General features: G+C 58.1%; 13 protein-coding genes. 12 read left to right on the top strand and 1 reads right to left on the bottom strand.

Going from position 1 to position 16442, the window contains the following annotated elements:
* Positions 1-143 precede the first annotated feature (143 nt).
* From EXY20_RS09520 to EXY20_RS09475, 11 genes are all read left to right on the top strand, one after another.
* The gene (locus EXY20_RS09520; protein ID WP_135550158.1) at positions 144-1679 is read left to right on the top strand and encodes a type 2 periplasmic-binding domain-containing protein; all 1536 of its coding nucleotides are present in this window, start codon (positions 144-146) and stop codon (positions 1677-1679) included.
* A gap of 54 nt (positions 1680-1733) precedes the next feature.
* Positions 1734-3548: a sensor histidine kinase gene (locus EXY20_RS09515; RefSeq protein ID WP_135550156.1), complete on the top strand. Its 1815-nt coding sequence runs from the start codon at positions 1734-1736 to the stop codon at positions 3546-3548.
* Between the two features lie 13 nt (positions 3549-3561).
* Entirely contained in the window at positions 3562-4359 is a 798-nt protein-coding gene (locus EXY20_RS09510; protein ID WP_235885470.1) for an alpha/beta hydrolase, read from the top strand.
* 36 nt (positions 4360-4395) lie between these two features.
* On the top strand, positions 4396-5418 hold the full coding sequence (locus EXY20_RS09505) for a Gfo/Idh/MocA family protein (protein ID WP_135550154.1): 1023 nt from the start codon (positions 4396-4398) through the stop codon (positions 5416-5418).
* A gap of 14 nt (positions 5419-5432) precedes the next feature.
* Entirely contained in the window at positions 5433-6662 is a 1230-nt protein-coding gene (locus EXY20_RS09500; protein WP_135550152.1) for a Gfo/Idh/MocA family protein, read from the top strand.
* Entirely contained in the window at positions 6643-6765 is a 123-nt protein-coding gene (locus EXY20_RS40255) for a hypothetical protein (RefSeq protein WP_268966134.1), read from the top strand. Before EXY20_RS09500 ends, EXY20_RS40255 begins: the two co-directional genes overlap by 20 nt.
* A gap of 10 nt (positions 6766-6775) precedes the next feature.
* On the top strand, positions 6776-7900 hold the full coding sequence (locus EXY20_RS09495; protein ID WP_167859116.1) for an N-acetylglucosamine-6-phosphate deacetylase: 1125 nt from the start codon (positions 6776-6778) through the stop codon (positions 7898-7900).
* Between the two features lie 23 nt (positions 7901-7923).
* Positions 7924-8769, top strand: coding sequence for a sugar phosphate isomerase/epimerase family protein (locus tag EXY20_RS09490; protein ID WP_135550148.1), 846 nt, complete (start codon positions 7924-7926; stop codon positions 8767-8769).
* A gap of 34 nt (positions 8770-8803) precedes the next feature.
* Positions 8804-10036 (top strand): amylo-alpha-1,6-glucosidase, encoded by a 1233-nt coding sequence (locus tag EXY20_RS09485; protein WP_135550146.1) that lies wholly within the window; start codon positions 8804-8806, stop codon positions 10034-10036.
* Positions 10037-10255: 219 nt separating this feature from the next.
* Complete coding sequence (gene menC, locus EXY20_RS09480) at positions 10256-11389, top strand: o-succinylbenzoate synthase (RefSeq protein ID WP_135550144.1); 1134 nt, start codon at positions 10256-10258, stop codon at positions 11387-11389.
* A 188-nt stretch (positions 11390-11577) separates the two neighbouring features.
* The gene (locus EXY20_RS09475; protein WP_135550142.1) at positions 11578-12411 is read left to right on the top strand and encodes an alpha/beta hydrolase; all 834 of its coding nucleotides are present in this window, start codon (positions 11578-11580) and stop codon (positions 12409-12411) included.
* Between the two features lie 22 nt (positions 12412-12433).
* On the opposite strand, the gene EXY20_RS09470 is transcribed toward EXY20_RS09475, so the two are convergent.
* Positions 12434-14326, bottom strand: a complete 1893-nt coding sequence (locus EXY20_RS09470; RefSeq protein WP_407944906.1) for a terpene cyclase/mutase family protein — start codon at positions 14324-14326, stop codon at positions 12434-12436.
* Positions 14327-14696: 370 nt separating this feature from the next.
* Between EXY20_RS09470 and EXY20_RS09465 the strand changes: the two genes are divergently transcribed.
* A complete protein-coding gene (locus EXY20_RS09465; protein ID WP_135550137.1) occupies positions 14697-16439 on the top strand; it encodes a sensor histidine kinase in 1743 nt (580 codons plus the stop codon).
* Positions 16440-16442: the final 3 nt, after the last annotated feature.

Raw genomic sequence — 16442 nt, 5'->3', positions numbered from 1 at the left:
GATATCGAATGTTGCGGCTGCATGGCCAAGGGATTGATCACACAACAGGGGCTCGTCATGACGAAAGGAAGGGGGATCGTTTGCCGGTTGATTGGAGAGGCGGTTGTTGTACAATAATAAGGGATTAAGGAGTGTTGAGACGAATGAAAAGATGGACAGGCATGCTGTTTATTCTCATTTTGTCGCTTGCGGTTACGGTCGCATGCAGCAGCGGCGGTACGAAATCCTCGGACCAGCCGGCCCCGGCTTCGGACAAGAAGACGAATCCGCCCGCAACGTCCGCCAAGCCGACCCAGAAGGATTGGGGATCGGTGACGGCGATTTACAAAAGCCACCCAAGCGCTCCATTCAAGGACAACTGGCTGATCTGGGACATTTATCGCGAAAAGGCGGGCGTGCAAATCAAGCCAAGCGCCTACCCCGGGCAATTCTGGGAAGCATGGGAGTTGACTTTGGCATCCGGCAACCTTCCTGATATGATGTACGTAGAACCGTCCAGACGCGCCAACAAAGCAGGTCAGGACGGCTTCCTGCTCGACTTGAACAAGTACATGGACAAGATGCCCAATTTCAAAAAGTGGCTCGACAAAAATCCGGACTACTACAAATTGCTGGTCGATTCCGAAGGGGCGCTGTATATGACGCCCAACCCGGGCGCCTACTCGCAGTTGGACTCCTCGTTTTTTTACCGGGAAGACATCTTCAAGAAGCACAACCTGAAAACGCCGACCAACTACACGGAATTTCTCGATGTGATGCGGGAGCTGAAGAAGCTGTATCCCGACAGCTATCCGTTCGTATTCGACGGTTGGGCGCCGGGGCTGCTTTCCGCGTCGTTCAATACGAGCCGCGAATGGATCTACGACACGAAGAAGAAAGATTGGGTGTACGGACCGGCAACCGACGAATACAAAGAATTGGTGACGTTCATTGCAACCGCCTACAAGGAGAAGCTGATCGCTCCGGACTTCCTTACCATGAAGAGCGAGCAAAGAAACGAACTGATCTATAACAACAAAGCGTTCATCCAAAGCGCTTACCTGGACAACCTCGACGGCTGGCTGGCGGTCGGCCGGAAAACCGATCCGAACTATACGTGGTCGTCGATGATTCCGCCGGCGGGCTCGAACGGCGGCGCGTTCAACAGCTACGCGGCCATGTACGAGATGGGCATGACCGTTACCGCCGATGCCAAAAACAAGGAAGGCGCGTTTCATCTGATCGACTGGCACTTCACCGAAGAAGGCAAAGAGGCGGTCAGTTGGGGCAAGGAAGGCGTCACCTACAGCATCGTCGACGGCAAGAAAAAAATGAACGGCATCACCAACGCGCTCGAGCTGACCAACAAATACGGGATCCGGGCGAACGGAACCGAGCTGTGGTTTGACAGCGACGTGGTCAATTCGCTGATGAGCCCGGATACGAGGAAGGCGTTCGATGTGGCGGTAAAGTACCTGGCTCCGCCGCAGGTTGCACCCAAATTCAACGCGGCGGAGAACGAGAAGATGTCGCTGATCCAAACCGCGATCGGCAAGTACGCCGAGGAGAACGTCTCGAAATTCATGATCGGCAAACGGCCGATGAGCGAATGGAACGATTATGTCGACGGCTTGAACAAGCTCGGCATGAAGGATATTCACGATATTCACGTGACGGCATCGAACAGAGCCAAGAAATAAGGGCACGCCCAGGCGAACAGATACGATCAGGAGGCGCCACTAGGTGGCTGCCTCTTGTCTTTTCCGCACCGAACGGTGTGCGGCATTCGTCCGGACAATCGTGCGGCGGGAGGCATCATGCGCAATCGAATGGCAAGCGGATTGCTGCGAAGGGATACGTCCATCTATTCCAAGCTGATGATCATGTTCATTGCGGTGTTCATCCCGTTGTATTTCATTGCGTACTTTATCATCAACTGGGGAGAAGAGAAAAATCGGAGGGAAATGGGCGACGCGCTGCTCGCGACGGCGGATAGGGGCCTGCTGCAGCTCGAGCGGGAAATGCTCCGCATCGATTATTATATCGATCAGATTACTGTCGCGATGGCGATCCGAACGGTGCAGTTCAGCCTGAGCCACCCCGATAAATACGACCAGGTCGGGTTTATGCTGGAGATGAAGAAGTTTACCGGCGACGTTCAAACGATGAATACGTTCGTGGATCAAGTCATTGTCGACTTCCCGGACTGGAATTTGCATCTTGCCAGCGACAGCACCATCGAGCTGATCGGCAACCATCTCGGCGAGTTTTCCAACGGGCCGCTGTGGAAGGCGATCAACAACCGCCTGTTCATGGGCAATTATTACAGCGTCAATTTGCCGGATGGCCAAGGAGAAGAACAGTTTTTGCTTGCCGCCGAGCTGTCCCTCTCCCAGCTGCACTCCTTCCTTGAGAATATTGCCACCTACGAGGCCGGAGGGGCGATGCTGATCAGCGACGCATGGGACCTGCAGAGCGAGCGCTACTCCAAGGACGCCAAGCAGATGCGCGATGTCATGTATGCCAAGGCGCAGCAATCGGATGCGAACAAAGGATTGATCACGGACGCGGCGATCGACGGCCGCCATTATGTCGCCGCCTTCAAGAAATCCGCGGTGTTTAACAGCGTTATGGTCGTATACGTCCCCGACGACGAATATTACTATCCGCTGAAAATGTACAAGTGGCTGTTCTGGATCATGACGCTGCTGTCCCTTGGCATTGTGATTCTGTTTACGTACTGGATTTACCGCGTGCTCCATCAGCCGCTGCAGAAGCTGGTCGGTTCCTTCCGCAATGTGGAGCGCGGGCAGCTGCATACTGCAATCGAGCATGCCAAAAACGACGAGTTTCGTTATATATACGGCAGATTCAATACGATGGTCGTCAATTTGAGAACCTTGATTACGGAAGTGTACGAGCAAAAAATGGTCAACCAGCAAACGGAGCTGAAACGGCTGCAATCGCAAATTAACCCGCATTTTCTTTATAATAATTTTTTTGTGCTGTACCGGCTGATCCAGAGCAATCGGAACAAGTCGGCGTCGGACTTCGCCCTTTATCTCGGGCAGCACTACGAGTTTCTGACCCGGAGCGACGAGGATAGCATCTCTTTTTTCAAAGAAATGAATCATGTGCAAAATTATGTGGAGATTCAACGGTTGCTGGTGGAAGACAGGGTGCAGGTATTTGTCGAAGAGCTGCAGGAGCATTTGAAAAGCTTGCAGGTGCCGAAGCTGATCATCCAGCCGATCGTGGAAAATGCCTATAAATATGCGTTTGAGGAAAAATTAAGCAACGGGCTATTGTTTATTTCTTTTCGCAGCGAGGATGGCTATTTGATCATAACGGTCGAGGATAACGGAGACGGTCTGACCGAGGAGAAGCTGGCGCACATGCGGTCGCTTCTTTACGCCGAAGCGGTTCCGGCAGACGAAAACACCGGGCTGCGCAACGTACACCGTCGTCTGGTGATCCGTTTCGGCGAAGATTCCGGCATTCGGCTGCATACCGGCTCGCTCGGCGGCTTGTTGGTGGAAGTCCGAATTCCTGTCGGAGGCGAGCAATAATTTTGGGGTCGAGGTGAGTGCATTGGACGCCAAGCCGTATTTGTTTTATTCCTGTGCGTTGAACAGAAGACAAGTTTGTTATGTGCATTTGCCGCAAGGCTATGAAGAAACCGACGAGCGTTACCCGGTTGTTTATTTGCTGCACGGCCGAAACGGGATGGAGCTCGACTGGCCGGTAAACGGGCATGCGGGAGAAACGGTTGCCGCCATGGTGCGGGACGGGGAGTTGCGCGATGTTATCCTGGTAATGCCAAACGATGGCGGCTACGGCCGGGGGACGTTTTATGCGAACTGGTATGAAGGAAACGAGTGTAAATTCGAGGATTATATGGTCTACGACTTGGTCGGGTTCATTGACGGTACGTTTCGCACTATCGCCAGTCGGACAGCGCGGGCGATTGCCGGGGATTCGATGGGCGGCTACGGTTCGATCATGTTGGCCTTGCGGCATCCGGACATGTTCGGCGCCGCGGCCAGCCTTTCCGGAAACATGCAAGTAATGGAGACGCTGCAGCCCTACGAGACGGCTCCGATGTTCGGGCCGCCGAACGGGCCGTATGCCCGGCAATACGAGCTGTCCGTTTTGTCGCAGCAGCGCGTTCATTCGCCCGAGCGGCCCGCGATTTATTTCGATTGCGGCGCTGACGACTTTTTGTTTCATACGAACCTGTTTTTTGAGAAGCATTTGCTGGACATCGGTTATCCCCATACGTTCAACCGTTTTCCGGGGGATCATGATTGGGCCTATTGGGCGGAGCATCTGAGAGACGCCCTTGCTTTTTTTCATATCCATTTCGGGCAACCCGATTAATCAGGCGTTGCTGCAGGCATACAGGAGGACGTAGCGATGACGACAGGGCAGAAACGGTTCAAGGTCATACAGGTCGGCTGCGGCAAAATGGCCCGGCGCTGGGTCGCTTACGCGGCGGCGCGGGAAGACGTCGAAATCGTCGCGCTGGTCGACATCCATCCGGCGGTTGCGGCTGCGATGGCGCAGGAGTACGGCATTCATCCCGCTCGCTGCTATACCGATCTGGAAACGGCGATTCGCGAAAGCGGCGCCAACCTCGTGTTCGATGTGACAATACCGGAAGTGCACAAGCAGGTGGTGCTGACAGCAACGGCGCTCGGCTGCGACGTATTCGGCGAAAAACCGATGGCGACGACAATGGCGGACGCGGCAGAGGTGCTGGCGACGGTGAAACGGCGCGGCCGCAGCTACGCGGTGATGCAGAACCGCCGGTTCACCAGACAAATTCGTGCGGCTCGCGGGTTGATTGCGCAAGGAACGATCGGCAAGCCGGGATTCGCGACGGCCAATTTCTTCCTCGGGCCGCACTTCGGCGGGTTCCGGGAGACGATGAGCAGCCCGCTGCTGCTCGATATGGCGATTCATACGTTCGACGAGGCGCGCTACTTGCTGCAGGCCGACCCGGTGTCCGTGTATTGCCACGAATTCAACCCCTCCCACTCCTGGTACGACGGCAATTCGTCGGCGGCGTGCATATTTGAGATGTCGGACGGATCGGTATTTACGTACAACGGCTCGTGGTGCGCGGTAGGGGCGCCGACGTCGTGGCATGGCGACTGGCGTTTCGTCGGCGGGCAAGGCACGTTGCTGTGGGACGGGACGAACGATCCTTATTGCAGCGTCGTTGCGGGCAACGGCGCGACCGGCGACCTCGCGCGGGTGAATGCGGCGGAGGAATGGACCGGCCGCGAAGGGCACGACGGCTGCCTGGACGAGATGTTCGCATCGTTGCTCGAGAATCGCCCCGCGGAAACCGACTGTGCGGACAATATCAAGAGCATGGCCATGGTGTTCGGCGCCATCGCCAGCGCGGAGCAACAAAGGGTGATTCGATTGTGACGGGAGGAACGGCCGTGAAAAAATATGCGTTGGTCGGAGCGGGGAGCCGCGCGTTCCACATGTTCGCCGAACCGATCGTCAAGGAATTGCGGCAGCATGCCGCGTTGGTCGGCGTCTACGATACGAATTTGCTGCGAGCGGAGCGGCTGAGCAAGGATTGCGGCGGCATTCCGGTGTTCCGGACGTTCGAAGAGATGTTGTCCCGGAGCGGGGCGGACCGGATCATCGTCGCGTCCGTGGACTATACCCATGACGAATACATTATCCGCTCGATGGAAGCGGGCTTCGACGTCATCAGCGAGAAGCCGATGACGACGGATCACCGCAAGTGCAAGGCGGTGCTTGAGGCGGAGCGGCGAACCGGCCGAAGGGTGACGGTAACGTTTAATGCCCGATTCATCTCCTATACGTCCCGCATCAAGGAATTGCTGAAGCAGCAGGCGATTGGCCGTATTCTTAGCGTCGATATGGAGTGGATGCTCGATACGTCGCACGGCGCCGACTACTTTCGCAGATGGCATCGTTACCTGGATAAAAGCGGAGGGCTGCTCGTCCACAAGTCCACCCATCATTTCGACTTGATCAACTGGTGGCTGGAAGAGGACCCGATTGAAGTATACGCCTTCGGCGACCTGAGATTTTACGGGCCCACGCGCGAGCAGCGCGGGGAACGTTGTCTTGCATGCGCCTACAAAACATCATGCGAGTTCTATCTGGACCTGGAGCAGGATGCCTTCTTCGACAGCTATTATCGTCAAGCGGAGTCGGCGGACGGTTATTATCGCGACGGCTGCGTGTTTGCGGGCGATATCGACATCTACGATACGATGTCCGTGAACGTGAGGTACTCGCGCGGGACGCTGCTCACCTATTCGCTCAACGCGCACAGTCCGTACGAAGGCTGGAAGCTGTCGATCAACGGGTCGGAAGGCCGGATCGAAGCCCGCCAGTTCACCAGCGGACTGGAGAAGGATGTGCCCGAATCGACGTTGTCGCTGTTCAACCGCAAGGGCGAGGAAATCACTTACCGTATGGCCAAAAATACGGGCTTCCACGGTGGAGCCGACGAAGCGCTGCGCCGCATGCTGTTTGCAGGCGACAGGCCGGATCCGCTCGGCCATATGGCCGATTCGCGCGCGGGGGCGATGTCGCTCTTGATCGGGGATGCCGCCAATATTTCGATCGCCGGGAAGCGGCCGGTGCGGTTGCAAGAGCTGATCGGCCTTGACGGGGAGCGGGTATGACACCGAAGCCGATATCGACACTGACATCGATACCGACATCGACACCGACATCGACATCGACACCCACAAACTGCTGGTCCGCGCTGCATTACGCTACCGGTGAACCCGTAACCGTGACCGCAGGGGGCGGTCGGATCGTCAAGCTGGCTCCCGGCGGGATGCCGGACGGCGAGAGGAAGTATATCGCCCCGGGACTGATCGATATCCAGATGAACGGCTTTGGCGGAATCGACCTGAATTCGATGGCGGTGACGCCGCAGCAAATAACCCGGCTCGTTCGGCTGATGGCCGAGGGCGGCGTTACCCGGTTCTGCCCGACGGTGACGACTGGAACTGCCGAACGCATGCGTCACAGCATCCGGACGATCGCCGAAGCGTGCGAGACGGACCCGCTCGTTCGTTACGCCGTGGCGGGCATTCATGTGGAAGGTCCGTTCATCAGCCCGGAGGACGGTCCGCGCGGCGCGCACAGCAGGCACCTCGTTCGCGTTCCGGACATCGAAGAGTATGAAGCGTGGCAACGATCGGCCGGCGGCCGGATCGTCAAGGTTACACTGGCTCCCGAGCTTCCGGGAGCGCTGGCGTTCATCCGCCGGCTGAAGGCGGATGGCGTCATCGCCGCAATCGGCCATACGTCCGCTGCGGAGGAGGAAATCCGCGCCGCAGTCGAAGCCGGCGTTACGCTGAGCACCCATCTGGGCAACGGGGCGCATCCGGTTCTGCCGCGCCACCCGAACTATATCTGGTCGCAGCTGGCGGACGAACGGCTGTGGGCGGGGTTGATCGCCGACGGCTTTCATTTGCCGCCTTCCACGCTTAAGGTGATGATCCGCGTCAAGGGGGAGAAAGCGATCCTGACCAGCGACGCGGTAGTCTGGGGAGGCATGCCTCCGGGCATCTACGAGAGGGAAGAAGGCGAAGCCGTGGTACTGGAGCCGAACGGTTTCCTTCATATGAAGAGCACGCCAAAAATTATGGCCGGTTCCGCGCTGCCGCTGCACGCAGGGGTGGCGAACGTCGTCAAACTGGGTATCGCCGGGTGGCCGGATGCGATCAAGATGGCTGCCTTGCATCCGGCGCGGATGCTCGGATTGGAAGCGGAAGGCGCAGGAATGCTGAAGGAAGGCGGCGTCGCCGACTTCTTCGTGTATTCCCTTGATGCGCACGGCTCGATGATCGTCCACGAGACGGTCGCCGCAGGCGCAAGGTGCACTCTCAACGGCGTTGAACGGGCATAACGGAGGACAGGAGGATTCGATGCATGGTTCAATTGGCTTGCATGACGCTGCCTTACTTGCAGCATCCTATCGATCGCGCGTTCGAAGCGATCGCCCGTGCCGGGTACAAGCATGTGGTATTCGGTTACTATCATGAAGGCAAACTGATCCCGGACGAGGAGGATCCCGCTTCCTGGGAAGTTTTGAAGGCGAAGGCGGAAAGCTTCGGGCTTCGGATTCCGATGCTGCTGTCCCACGAGCATTTTGGCGTGAACCAGCCCTGGGAGCGGGGCATTCGCCAGATGGAGATCGCCATGGCGCTGGGTGTCAAGGAGATCAATGTGCTCGGTACGTACAGCTACTACAAATTCCCGGATCGACCCAAGCCGCTCAAGGAGCTCGAGCAAGAGAACATCCAGTTTATTGAGAAGTTTAAGGCCGTTGCGGAGGAAGCGGAGAAGCGCGAGCTTGTTCTGTCTGTCAAACCGCATACCGGCAATTCGGCTACGGCGCGAATTCTGAAGATGACCCTGGATGCGATCGGTTCAAGTCATATCAAAGCGTGCTACGATCCCGGCAATGTTGACGCATACGAGGGAGCGGACGTCATGGACGGGTTTGATGAGATCGCCAGGCTGTCCTCCTCCTTCGTTGCCAAGGATCATCGGGGCGGCAAGCTGGTCAACGACTTTCCGGTGCCGGGAGAAGGAGACATGCCGTTCCTGGAGATGTTCAAGCTGCTCGGGAAATATAACTTCGACGGACCTATCGTCGTGGAGAAGCTGGATAGCGGCGGGCCGCTTGAGCTGGCGGAGACGGACCGGCGCATTGCGCAGGGACGGGCCAATCTGGAGCGATTGATCCGCGAAGCCGGGATGGAGCTGGAATGAACCGATTTGAACAATACGCAAGGGGACTTCGATCATGTTGGAAAAGTTGATGGCCGAAGCAGGGAGAATCGGCAAGCCGGCCTGGCGCCCGATGCTGCGATACGTGGCGGAGCTGCATGCCAGGAGCACGCATCCGCCGCGAAAACCGTTCCCTTTCCCCTGGGAGGAGATCGGGCCCGGCTATTGCTACGGTCCGGCCTTCGGCCATTGGGACATCGTGCATGCCGTGCTGGACGCGATCCCGTCGGAGCCGGAGCATGCCAGGTTTCAGTTGCTTAATAACTTGGTCCTGCAGCAAGACGACGGATTGATTCCGGGGAGCATTTGGCTCGGCGAAGAGGAGCCGCGGTGGAACGACAAGGCGGGCCACCCTTCCGTTTGGCCTGTTGCGGTGCAGGATTATGTGGAGACGACCGGCGACCGGACGATCCTCGCGACTTGTTTCGATGCGCTGCGGCGCTTGATCGGCTGGTATGAGAAGAACCGTTCGGCGGAGGGAGAAGGCTTTTTTTATACCGATATTTTGAACCGGAGCTGGGAGAGCGGCGTGGACGAAGGCGTACGCTTCGATCTCTCCCCCAGCGGCCGTCTGGCGTGCGTGGACGCTACCTCGCATCTGTATTGGCTGTACAAATACGCCTATCGCTGGTCCGAACAGCTGGGCAAGGAGGAGCCCTGTTATCTGCAGCGCGCGGAAGAGCTTGCCGCCTTTATACGGGAATCGCTGTACGACGAGCGGGCCGGATTCTTCTACGACAGCTGGTCGGTGGACCGGCCGGAGACAAGAGCCGAGGCCTTCGAGGGCATCTGGCCCGTCGTCGTTGGCGCTGCATCCCCGGAACAGGCAAACCGGACGATAGACGGTTATCTGTTGAACGGGCAGAAGCTGTTCACGGCGCATCCGCTCGCGACAGTAGCGGGATCCGATCCCGCGTTCGAGCTGCGCATGTGGAGGGGGCCGGCCTGGAACAGCATGACCTATTGGGCGGCGCGCGGCTGTATCCGCTACGGACGGGTCGATGCCGCCGTGCGGTTGCTGGAGCGGGCGCTCGACGCCTCCGCCCGCCAGTACGAAGAGACGGGCACCATCTGGGAGTTTTACCATCCCCATGGCGGGTCGCCGCTGGAGCTGAAGCGCAAACCGCATACCGAATTTAACACGCCAAGCAGAGATTACCTGGGGCACAATCCGCTTATCGCCATGGCAAGGCTGTGGGAGGCTGGCGGCGCGACGCTTATGCGGCCGGGGAGCGAAAATAGACAATAAAAAATGGCTTATTGACCCGATTCTGCCCGCCTCGTCGGAAATAGCCAGTGAAAACATGGCTTATTTGCTCCGCAAGGCCCGCGAAACGGGTCTTTTAGCCGAAATAGCCAGCGATTTCACTGGTTATTTTGCAGAGGCCTCCCGTTTTTGGTGAAATAGGCAATAAAACATGGCCTATATTTTAAAACAGAGGCGAACCCTGCCGGAAGGGAGAACAAGATGACCCGAATCCCCCCGATCGTTATAAAAAAAGCCGTTCTTCACCGGCTTGCGATGCGGCTGAAAGCACCGTTCGCCACCTCGTTCGGGACGATCGCAAACAAGGAATTTTTCATTGCCGAGTTGATCGACGAAACGGGATGCTCCGGCTTCGGCGAATCCGTTTCGCTCCCTGCTCCCGTCTATAGCGAGGAGACGGTAACGACCAACGAGCATATGCTGCGCGACTTTCTGCTGCCGCTTGTGTTCCAGGCGCCGATCGGCCACCCGGATGCGCTGCTGGCAAGGTTCGCGCCGATCCGGCGCAATCCGATGGCCAAGTCCATCGTGGATTGCGCCGTGTGGGACTTGTACGCCAGGCGGCTGGGCGTTCCGCTCGCGACCGCTTTGGGCGGCCGTCGCAAGACGATCGATGTGGGGGTCAGCATCGGAATCCAGCCTTCGGTCGAAGCGCTGCTGGCCAAGGTGGAGGAGTCGCGGATCGAAGGCTACAAGCGGGTCAAGATCAAGATCAAGCCGGGCTGGGATCTGGAGCCGGTCAAAGCCGTGCGGGAGCGTTATCCGCAGCTGCCGTTGATGGCGGATGCCAACTCGGCATATACGCTTGAGGATATGGAGCGATTAAGGAAGCTGGACGAATACGAGCTGATGATGATCGAGCAGCCCCTGGGTCATGACGACATCGTGGATCATGCCAGGCTGCAGCGGGCGATCCGCACCCCCATCTGCCTCGACGAGAGCATCCACTCGCTGGAAGACGCGCGGAAGGCGATCGAGCTGGGCAGCTGCAAAATCATCAACATCAAGCTGGGCCGCGTCGGAGGATTAAGCGAGTCCATACGCATTCACGACTATTGCGAGCGGCAGGGCGTTCCGGTGTGGTGCGGAGGCATGCTGGAGGCGGGAGTCGGGCGGGCTCACAATGTCGCCTTGACGACGCTTTCCCAATTTGTCTTGCCGGGCGATACGGCGGCCTCGTCCCGCTATTGGGAGCAGGATATCATTGCGCCGGAAGTAACCGTCAAGGACGGCGTGATCGAGGTGCCGGACCGCCCGGGCATCGGCTACGATGTCGATCGGAAGGCGATGGAACGCTTTACCCTGCAGCGCCGGGTTATTGAGGCGTCCGGTTAAGGAACGGCAATGCCGGCGGCATAACCAAGCTGCTGGATGAGCCGTTTACGGGGCTGGACGCAGATACGAAGAAGCGGGTGATCGCTTATATTCTTGACGTAGCGATAGGGTCGAGTTGCATCCTCCCAAACCTTCCGTTACTTTATTAAGAGTGGGCAAAAATGCTTAACGGAAGGTGAACATTGGCCATGCCAACTACGCAACTCAGGGATATCGCATACGGGCCGCACGAACGAAACGTGCTGGACGCTTATTTGCCGGGAAACACGGAAACGCCATCTCCGGCGGTCATCTATTTTCATGGCGGGGGATATGTGAACGGAGACAAGCGGGCGGTGTTGTCGTCGAAGCTGATGGAGGAATGTTTGACTGCCGGCATCTCGCTCATTTCGGCCAACTACCGATTCATTACGACATCTCCATTCCCGGCTCCGATGGACGACGGGACGCGGGCGATCCAGTTCGTGCGCCATATGGCGAAGGAGTGGCACATCGATGCGTCGCGCATCGCCTCGTCGGGCGGATCGGCCGGCGGCCACGTCGCTTTATGGAACGCTCTGAAGGGCGACCGCTCCAAGCCGGACAGCGCCGACCCGGTCGAACGGCAATCGAGCGCGGTTAGCGCGTTTGTCGGCTTCGTCACGCAAGTGTCGAAGGATCAACGGTTTTACAAGGACATTTACGAAGGGCCGCACATTCAACCGAATTTGTTGCTGTATTACGGCCTTGGATCGCTGGACGAACTGAACGAGCCGGACAACTTGAAGCTGGCTGAGCGGGCTTCGGCGATCACGTACATGTCCGCGGACGCTCCGCCCGCGCTGATGACTTACGATTTGCCCCTGGTCGGTCCTTATATTCCGAAGGAAATGACGGTCGGCGAGGTGATCCACCACCCGATACACGGCTACATGCTCAAGCAGAAATACGATGAGTTGGGCAAGCGGTTTGTGCTTCGCCATGAAGGCGATCCGCTGCGCGAAGGCGAGATCGCGCAGTTTCTGCTGGACAGCTTCGCCTGATCGTTCAACTGGCCCGCCGCGCCTAAGGCTTGGCGGCGTATTTGTTCCGGTAGCGGCTCAAGGCGAGCAGCGGCCAAATGTAGCGGTAGCTGTGGTAATGCGTGTAGTAAGTGCCGGGAAGGCCGGCGCCGAGCGGGTAGTCGGTCGCTTCATCCTTCGTGTGCAGCAGCGCGATCAACCGCTCGATGCCGCGGGTGATCGCCGGCAGCGGCGCTGCGTGAACCGCGATCAGCGCGTCGAGCGCCCAGGCGGTTTGCGCGGCATTGCTTGTGCCGAGCGGGACGTAGCGCATCAACTGATCGCTGCGGCACGATTCGCCCCAGCCGCCGTCGGGCAACTGGACGTCCAGCAGCCAGCGGACGGCCCGTCGCACGGCGGGGTGCTCCGCCTCCACGCCCACGGCCATCATGCCGGTTACTGCCGCCCATGTGCCGTATAAGTAACAAATCCCCCAACGGCCATACCACGAGCCGTCTTCCTCCTGATGCTCCGCCAGCCAGTCTACGCCGCGCCGGATGAAAGCGTGCCGCACGGTCAACCGCTCCGTACGCCCCCAATATTCCAGCGTCCGCCCGGTCAAATCGGCCGACGACGGATCAAGCGCCGCCGCCTGCGCGCCTTCAATCGGCAGCCACTTCAGCAGCTCGTTCGTTTTCCCGCGCTCGAACGCCGGCCAGCCTCCGTCATCGTTTTGCATGGCGAGCGTCCAGTTCATGCCTTTTTCGGCAGCTTCCGCGTAGGCCGGGCGCGGTCCCGCCGCCCGCAGCAGCCGCAGCGCCGCCGTCGTGTCGTCCACGTCGGGGTGTTTGGTGTTCGATTCGGAAAATCCCCAACCCCCCGGCGCCGGATGGGCCATGTTCTGGCTCCAGTCCCCGGGCGAACGCTGCTGTTTGGCAAGCAAAAAATCGGCAGCCTTGCGGATCGCAGGATGGTCGGCGGCGACGCCCGCCTGCAGCAAGGCATCGCCGATCAGCGCGGTATCCCAGATGGTGGACGGGGAATTCTGCAGCAGCAGCATCCCGTTATCATCCGCGATCATGTCGTATAGCCCCTGCACGGCGCGCAGAAGGAAAGGATGCCGCTTGTCGTAGCCGAGTGCGAGCAGCGCAAACAGCATCAGTATCGTGCTGGTGGCATAGCTGTACAGCGTGCCGTCCGGCTCGACCCGATCCAGCATGAACCGCTCGGCCCGCCGGGCCGCCGTCTTGTGCAGCTGCGCCGGCATGCCGGCGATTTGACCGAGCCCCGTGTGGATTGTTTGCAGCAGTGTTTCGAGTCCGCGATTGCGCGGGAGAGCATCGTTCGAGCCGTAAGTGGCGTTTCCCGCCAACAAGGCGGACAAGTCGGGCGAGGAGGCCGTCGTTACGGCAAAGCGGCGATCGGCGAGCAGCAGTACAGGCGCGAAGTGAACGCGGGCATAGCTGGAAAAGTCGTGGAAGCTGATCGGCGATGACGGCGGCAGCAGCAAAAACTCCAGCGGGATCGTCAGCCTCGCCGGCCACGGGTATTGGCCGGTGGCGGCAAGCATGACCTTGGTCAGCAGCCCGTTGATGCGGCGCATGCCGCCTTGATCGAGGATACGGCGTTCGGCCCGGCGCAGCCGGTCATCCGTCTTGCGGCTGTAGCCGGCGTAAAGCAGCGCGTAATACGCTTCCACCGTGGAAGCCAGATGGCCGTCGCGCTCATCTGCATACAGCGCCCAAACGCCATCGGCCCGCTGTCGGTCGAGGATGCGGTCGTGCAGACGGCGGATCAGCGGCTCATCCTCCAGCTGAAGCGAACGAAGCAGCATAATCATGTAAGCGTCGAGCGAAATGCCATTCTCGAATAGAAACCGCCACGTGCCGTCCTCACGCTGCCCGTTCAGCAGCTGCCGGACGAGCCGGTCCTTTTCGCCGCGAGCCTGTTCAAACACCCCCACGAATGTCCCGCCTTTCGCGTATGTTCCGATGCCAAGTCAAAGCCTATTTATACCATATGTAGGAGGCTCGATTCGCATGAAGGTTCGGCTGCTGCCTATTTTCCAGGACGCTTCATCGGAGCGGCACAAAAACGAATTTGTTGGTTGGCGGAGGGGGAATGTCGCGCTTCGTGCAACGAAGCTGTTCCAGCCGGAGAAACCTGAGCGAAGCGAACACGCCGCGAAAACGAAGCCGACGCCCGCAACAAATCACAAAATCGAGACAATCGTCACATCTGCATATAGCCGATCGGCTCCGAATGGTGTTTAATGAGAAAGAAGATATAATGGACGGGATCATAGGCCAAAATCGGGAGAATGACGAATGAAGCGACCGACGCTGCGACTTCGGCTGTTACGCGGTTTTGTGATCATTATCGCCCCTCTGGCGCTTTTCCTGTATTATGAAAACTATTACGCAATGAAAGTCGTTCGCGAGGAAGTATCGCAGTCCACCAGCAATGCGCTTGCGATTCATGTCGCCCAGATCGACACGGTGCTGCAGGATACGGCGGATTATTTGCTGCGCCAAATCGCCAATGGCAACAACCATGCCGAGTTCGAGGCGTTGTCCGATTATCCGGCCGACGACGGGCATTATATACTGGCGAAAGTCAGGCTTCACGCCGATATGGTGGAAGGCGGCGGCACGCTGAAAAACATCCACGCGCTCTTCGTTTATTCTGCCGACAACAACGATTTTGTGATTTCCCAAACGACTTATCTGCAAACGATGGAGCTCCGCGATATGCTGGAGAAGCGCTTCCGTCATCCGGAGGATGTGCAGTTCAGCAGCTGGCAGTTGTTTGACGGCGACGAGCAGCACTATCTGGTACGAGTCGAACGGGTAACTCCAAGTGTATATGCGGGAGCAGTCTTTCTCCCCGACGATTTGATTATCCCGCTGCGCAAGCTGGATTACGGCGATCAATGGAAAGCGATTCTGCTCGGTATGGGCGGCCAGCCGTTGACGGACGCTGCGGCAGCCGAGGAGACGATGGCGGCCGTCAATCGCAAGCTGATTTCGAATCCTGCGGCCTATCAGGTATTCAAGAACGAAGGCGACGGAACGAAATATTTGCTGGTCAGCACACCGTTCTCCCAAGCGCCGCTCAGCCTGGCCGCGATGATTCCCGAGAAGCATTTGCTGCGGCAGCTGCCGTTTTTCCAGCGGGTTATTTTCTGCATCCCGGTTGGCGTCGTCATCGCGCTCTATTTTTACTCGCTCTTTCTTCGCAATGTGCTGTTCACGCCGGTGAATGCGTTAATGAAGGGGATTCGCCGCGTCATGAAAGGCGAGATGGAGATCGGCGTACAGGAAACGAAGACGGAAGAGCTTAACTTTCTCATCCAAACGTTCAATGATATGGTTTCGCAAATGAAGCATTTGAAAATTAACGCTTATGAAGAGATGCTGAAAGCGCAGCAGTCGGAATTCAAGCATTTGCAAGCGCAAATCAATCCGCATTTTTATTTGAATTCCTTGAATGTGATCAACAGTTTGTCGATTCTGGAGGAGAACGGCCTGGTATGCAAAATGACCGAACATCTCTCCGACTATTTCCGCTTTATTACCCGTTCGCACAGGGATACCGTTACGCTCGAGGAGGAGCTGCAGCACATTCGCAATTATTTGGAAATCCAGTCGCTCCGGTTTCCCGAGAGATTGACCTATCGGATCGAGGTAGAGGAACAGTTGCAGCATCAACCGATTTTGCCGCTTCTCATCCAGCCGTTCGTCGAAAACGCCGTGATCCACGGCATGGAGGAAGGCAGCCGGTTCCACATCGAGATTATCGTCGAACGTCACCGGGAAACGATGGTTCGGAACCGGTACGAGGTGCTGATTCGCGATGACGGACGCGGGTTGGCTCCCGATATTCTGCAAGCGTTAACGGAGAAAAAGTTCGGCGACGGGACGGGCACCCACATGGGCGTGTGGAATGTGTATCGGCGGATGCGCATGGTGTACGGAGACCGGGCGGAGCTGTCGTTTCGCAATCGTGCGCCGAAAGGCGCGATCGTGCAATTGGATTTGCCGGCAGGCGACATCGATTCGCAATCATGAGGC

It is taken from the genome of Paenibacillus cymbidii (assembly GCF_004764705.1).
GTDB classification, from domain to species: domain Bacteria; phylum Bacillota; class Bacilli; order Paenibacillales; family NBRC-103111; genus Paenibacillus_AN; species Paenibacillus_AN cymbidii.
The sequence above is the reverse complement of the archived record's forward strand: the minus strand, read 5'-3'. Positions and strand labels throughout refer to the sequence as shown.

Coding starts and splice junctions, on each gene's coding strand:
- EXY20_RS09490 (WP_135550148.1), top strand. CDS start 7,924: ATGGTTCAATTGGCTTGCATGACGCTGCCTTACTTGCAGCATCCTATC.
- EXY20_RS09485 (WP_135550146.1), top strand. CDS start 8,804: ATGTTGGAAAAGTTGATGGCCGAAGCAGGGAGAATCGGCAAGCCGGCC.
- EXY20_RS09520 (WP_135550158.1), top strand. CDS start 144: ATGAAAAGATGGACAGGCATGCTGTTTATTCTCATTTTGTCGCTTGCG.
- menC (WP_135550144.1), top strand. CDS start 10,256: ATGACCCGAATCCCCCCGATCGTTATAAAAAAAGCCGTTCTTCACCGG.
- EXY20_RS09465 (WP_135550137.1), top strand. CDS start 14,697: ATGAAGCGACCGACGCTGCGACTTCGGCTGTTACGCGGTTTTGTGATC.
- EXY20_RS09505 (WP_135550154.1), top strand. CDS start 4,396: ATGACGACAGGGCAGAAACGGTTCAAGGTCATACAGGTCGGCTGCGGC.
- EXY20_RS09475 (WP_135550142.1), top strand. CDS start 11,578: ATGCCAACTACGCAACTCAGGGATATCGCATACGGGCCGCACGAACGA.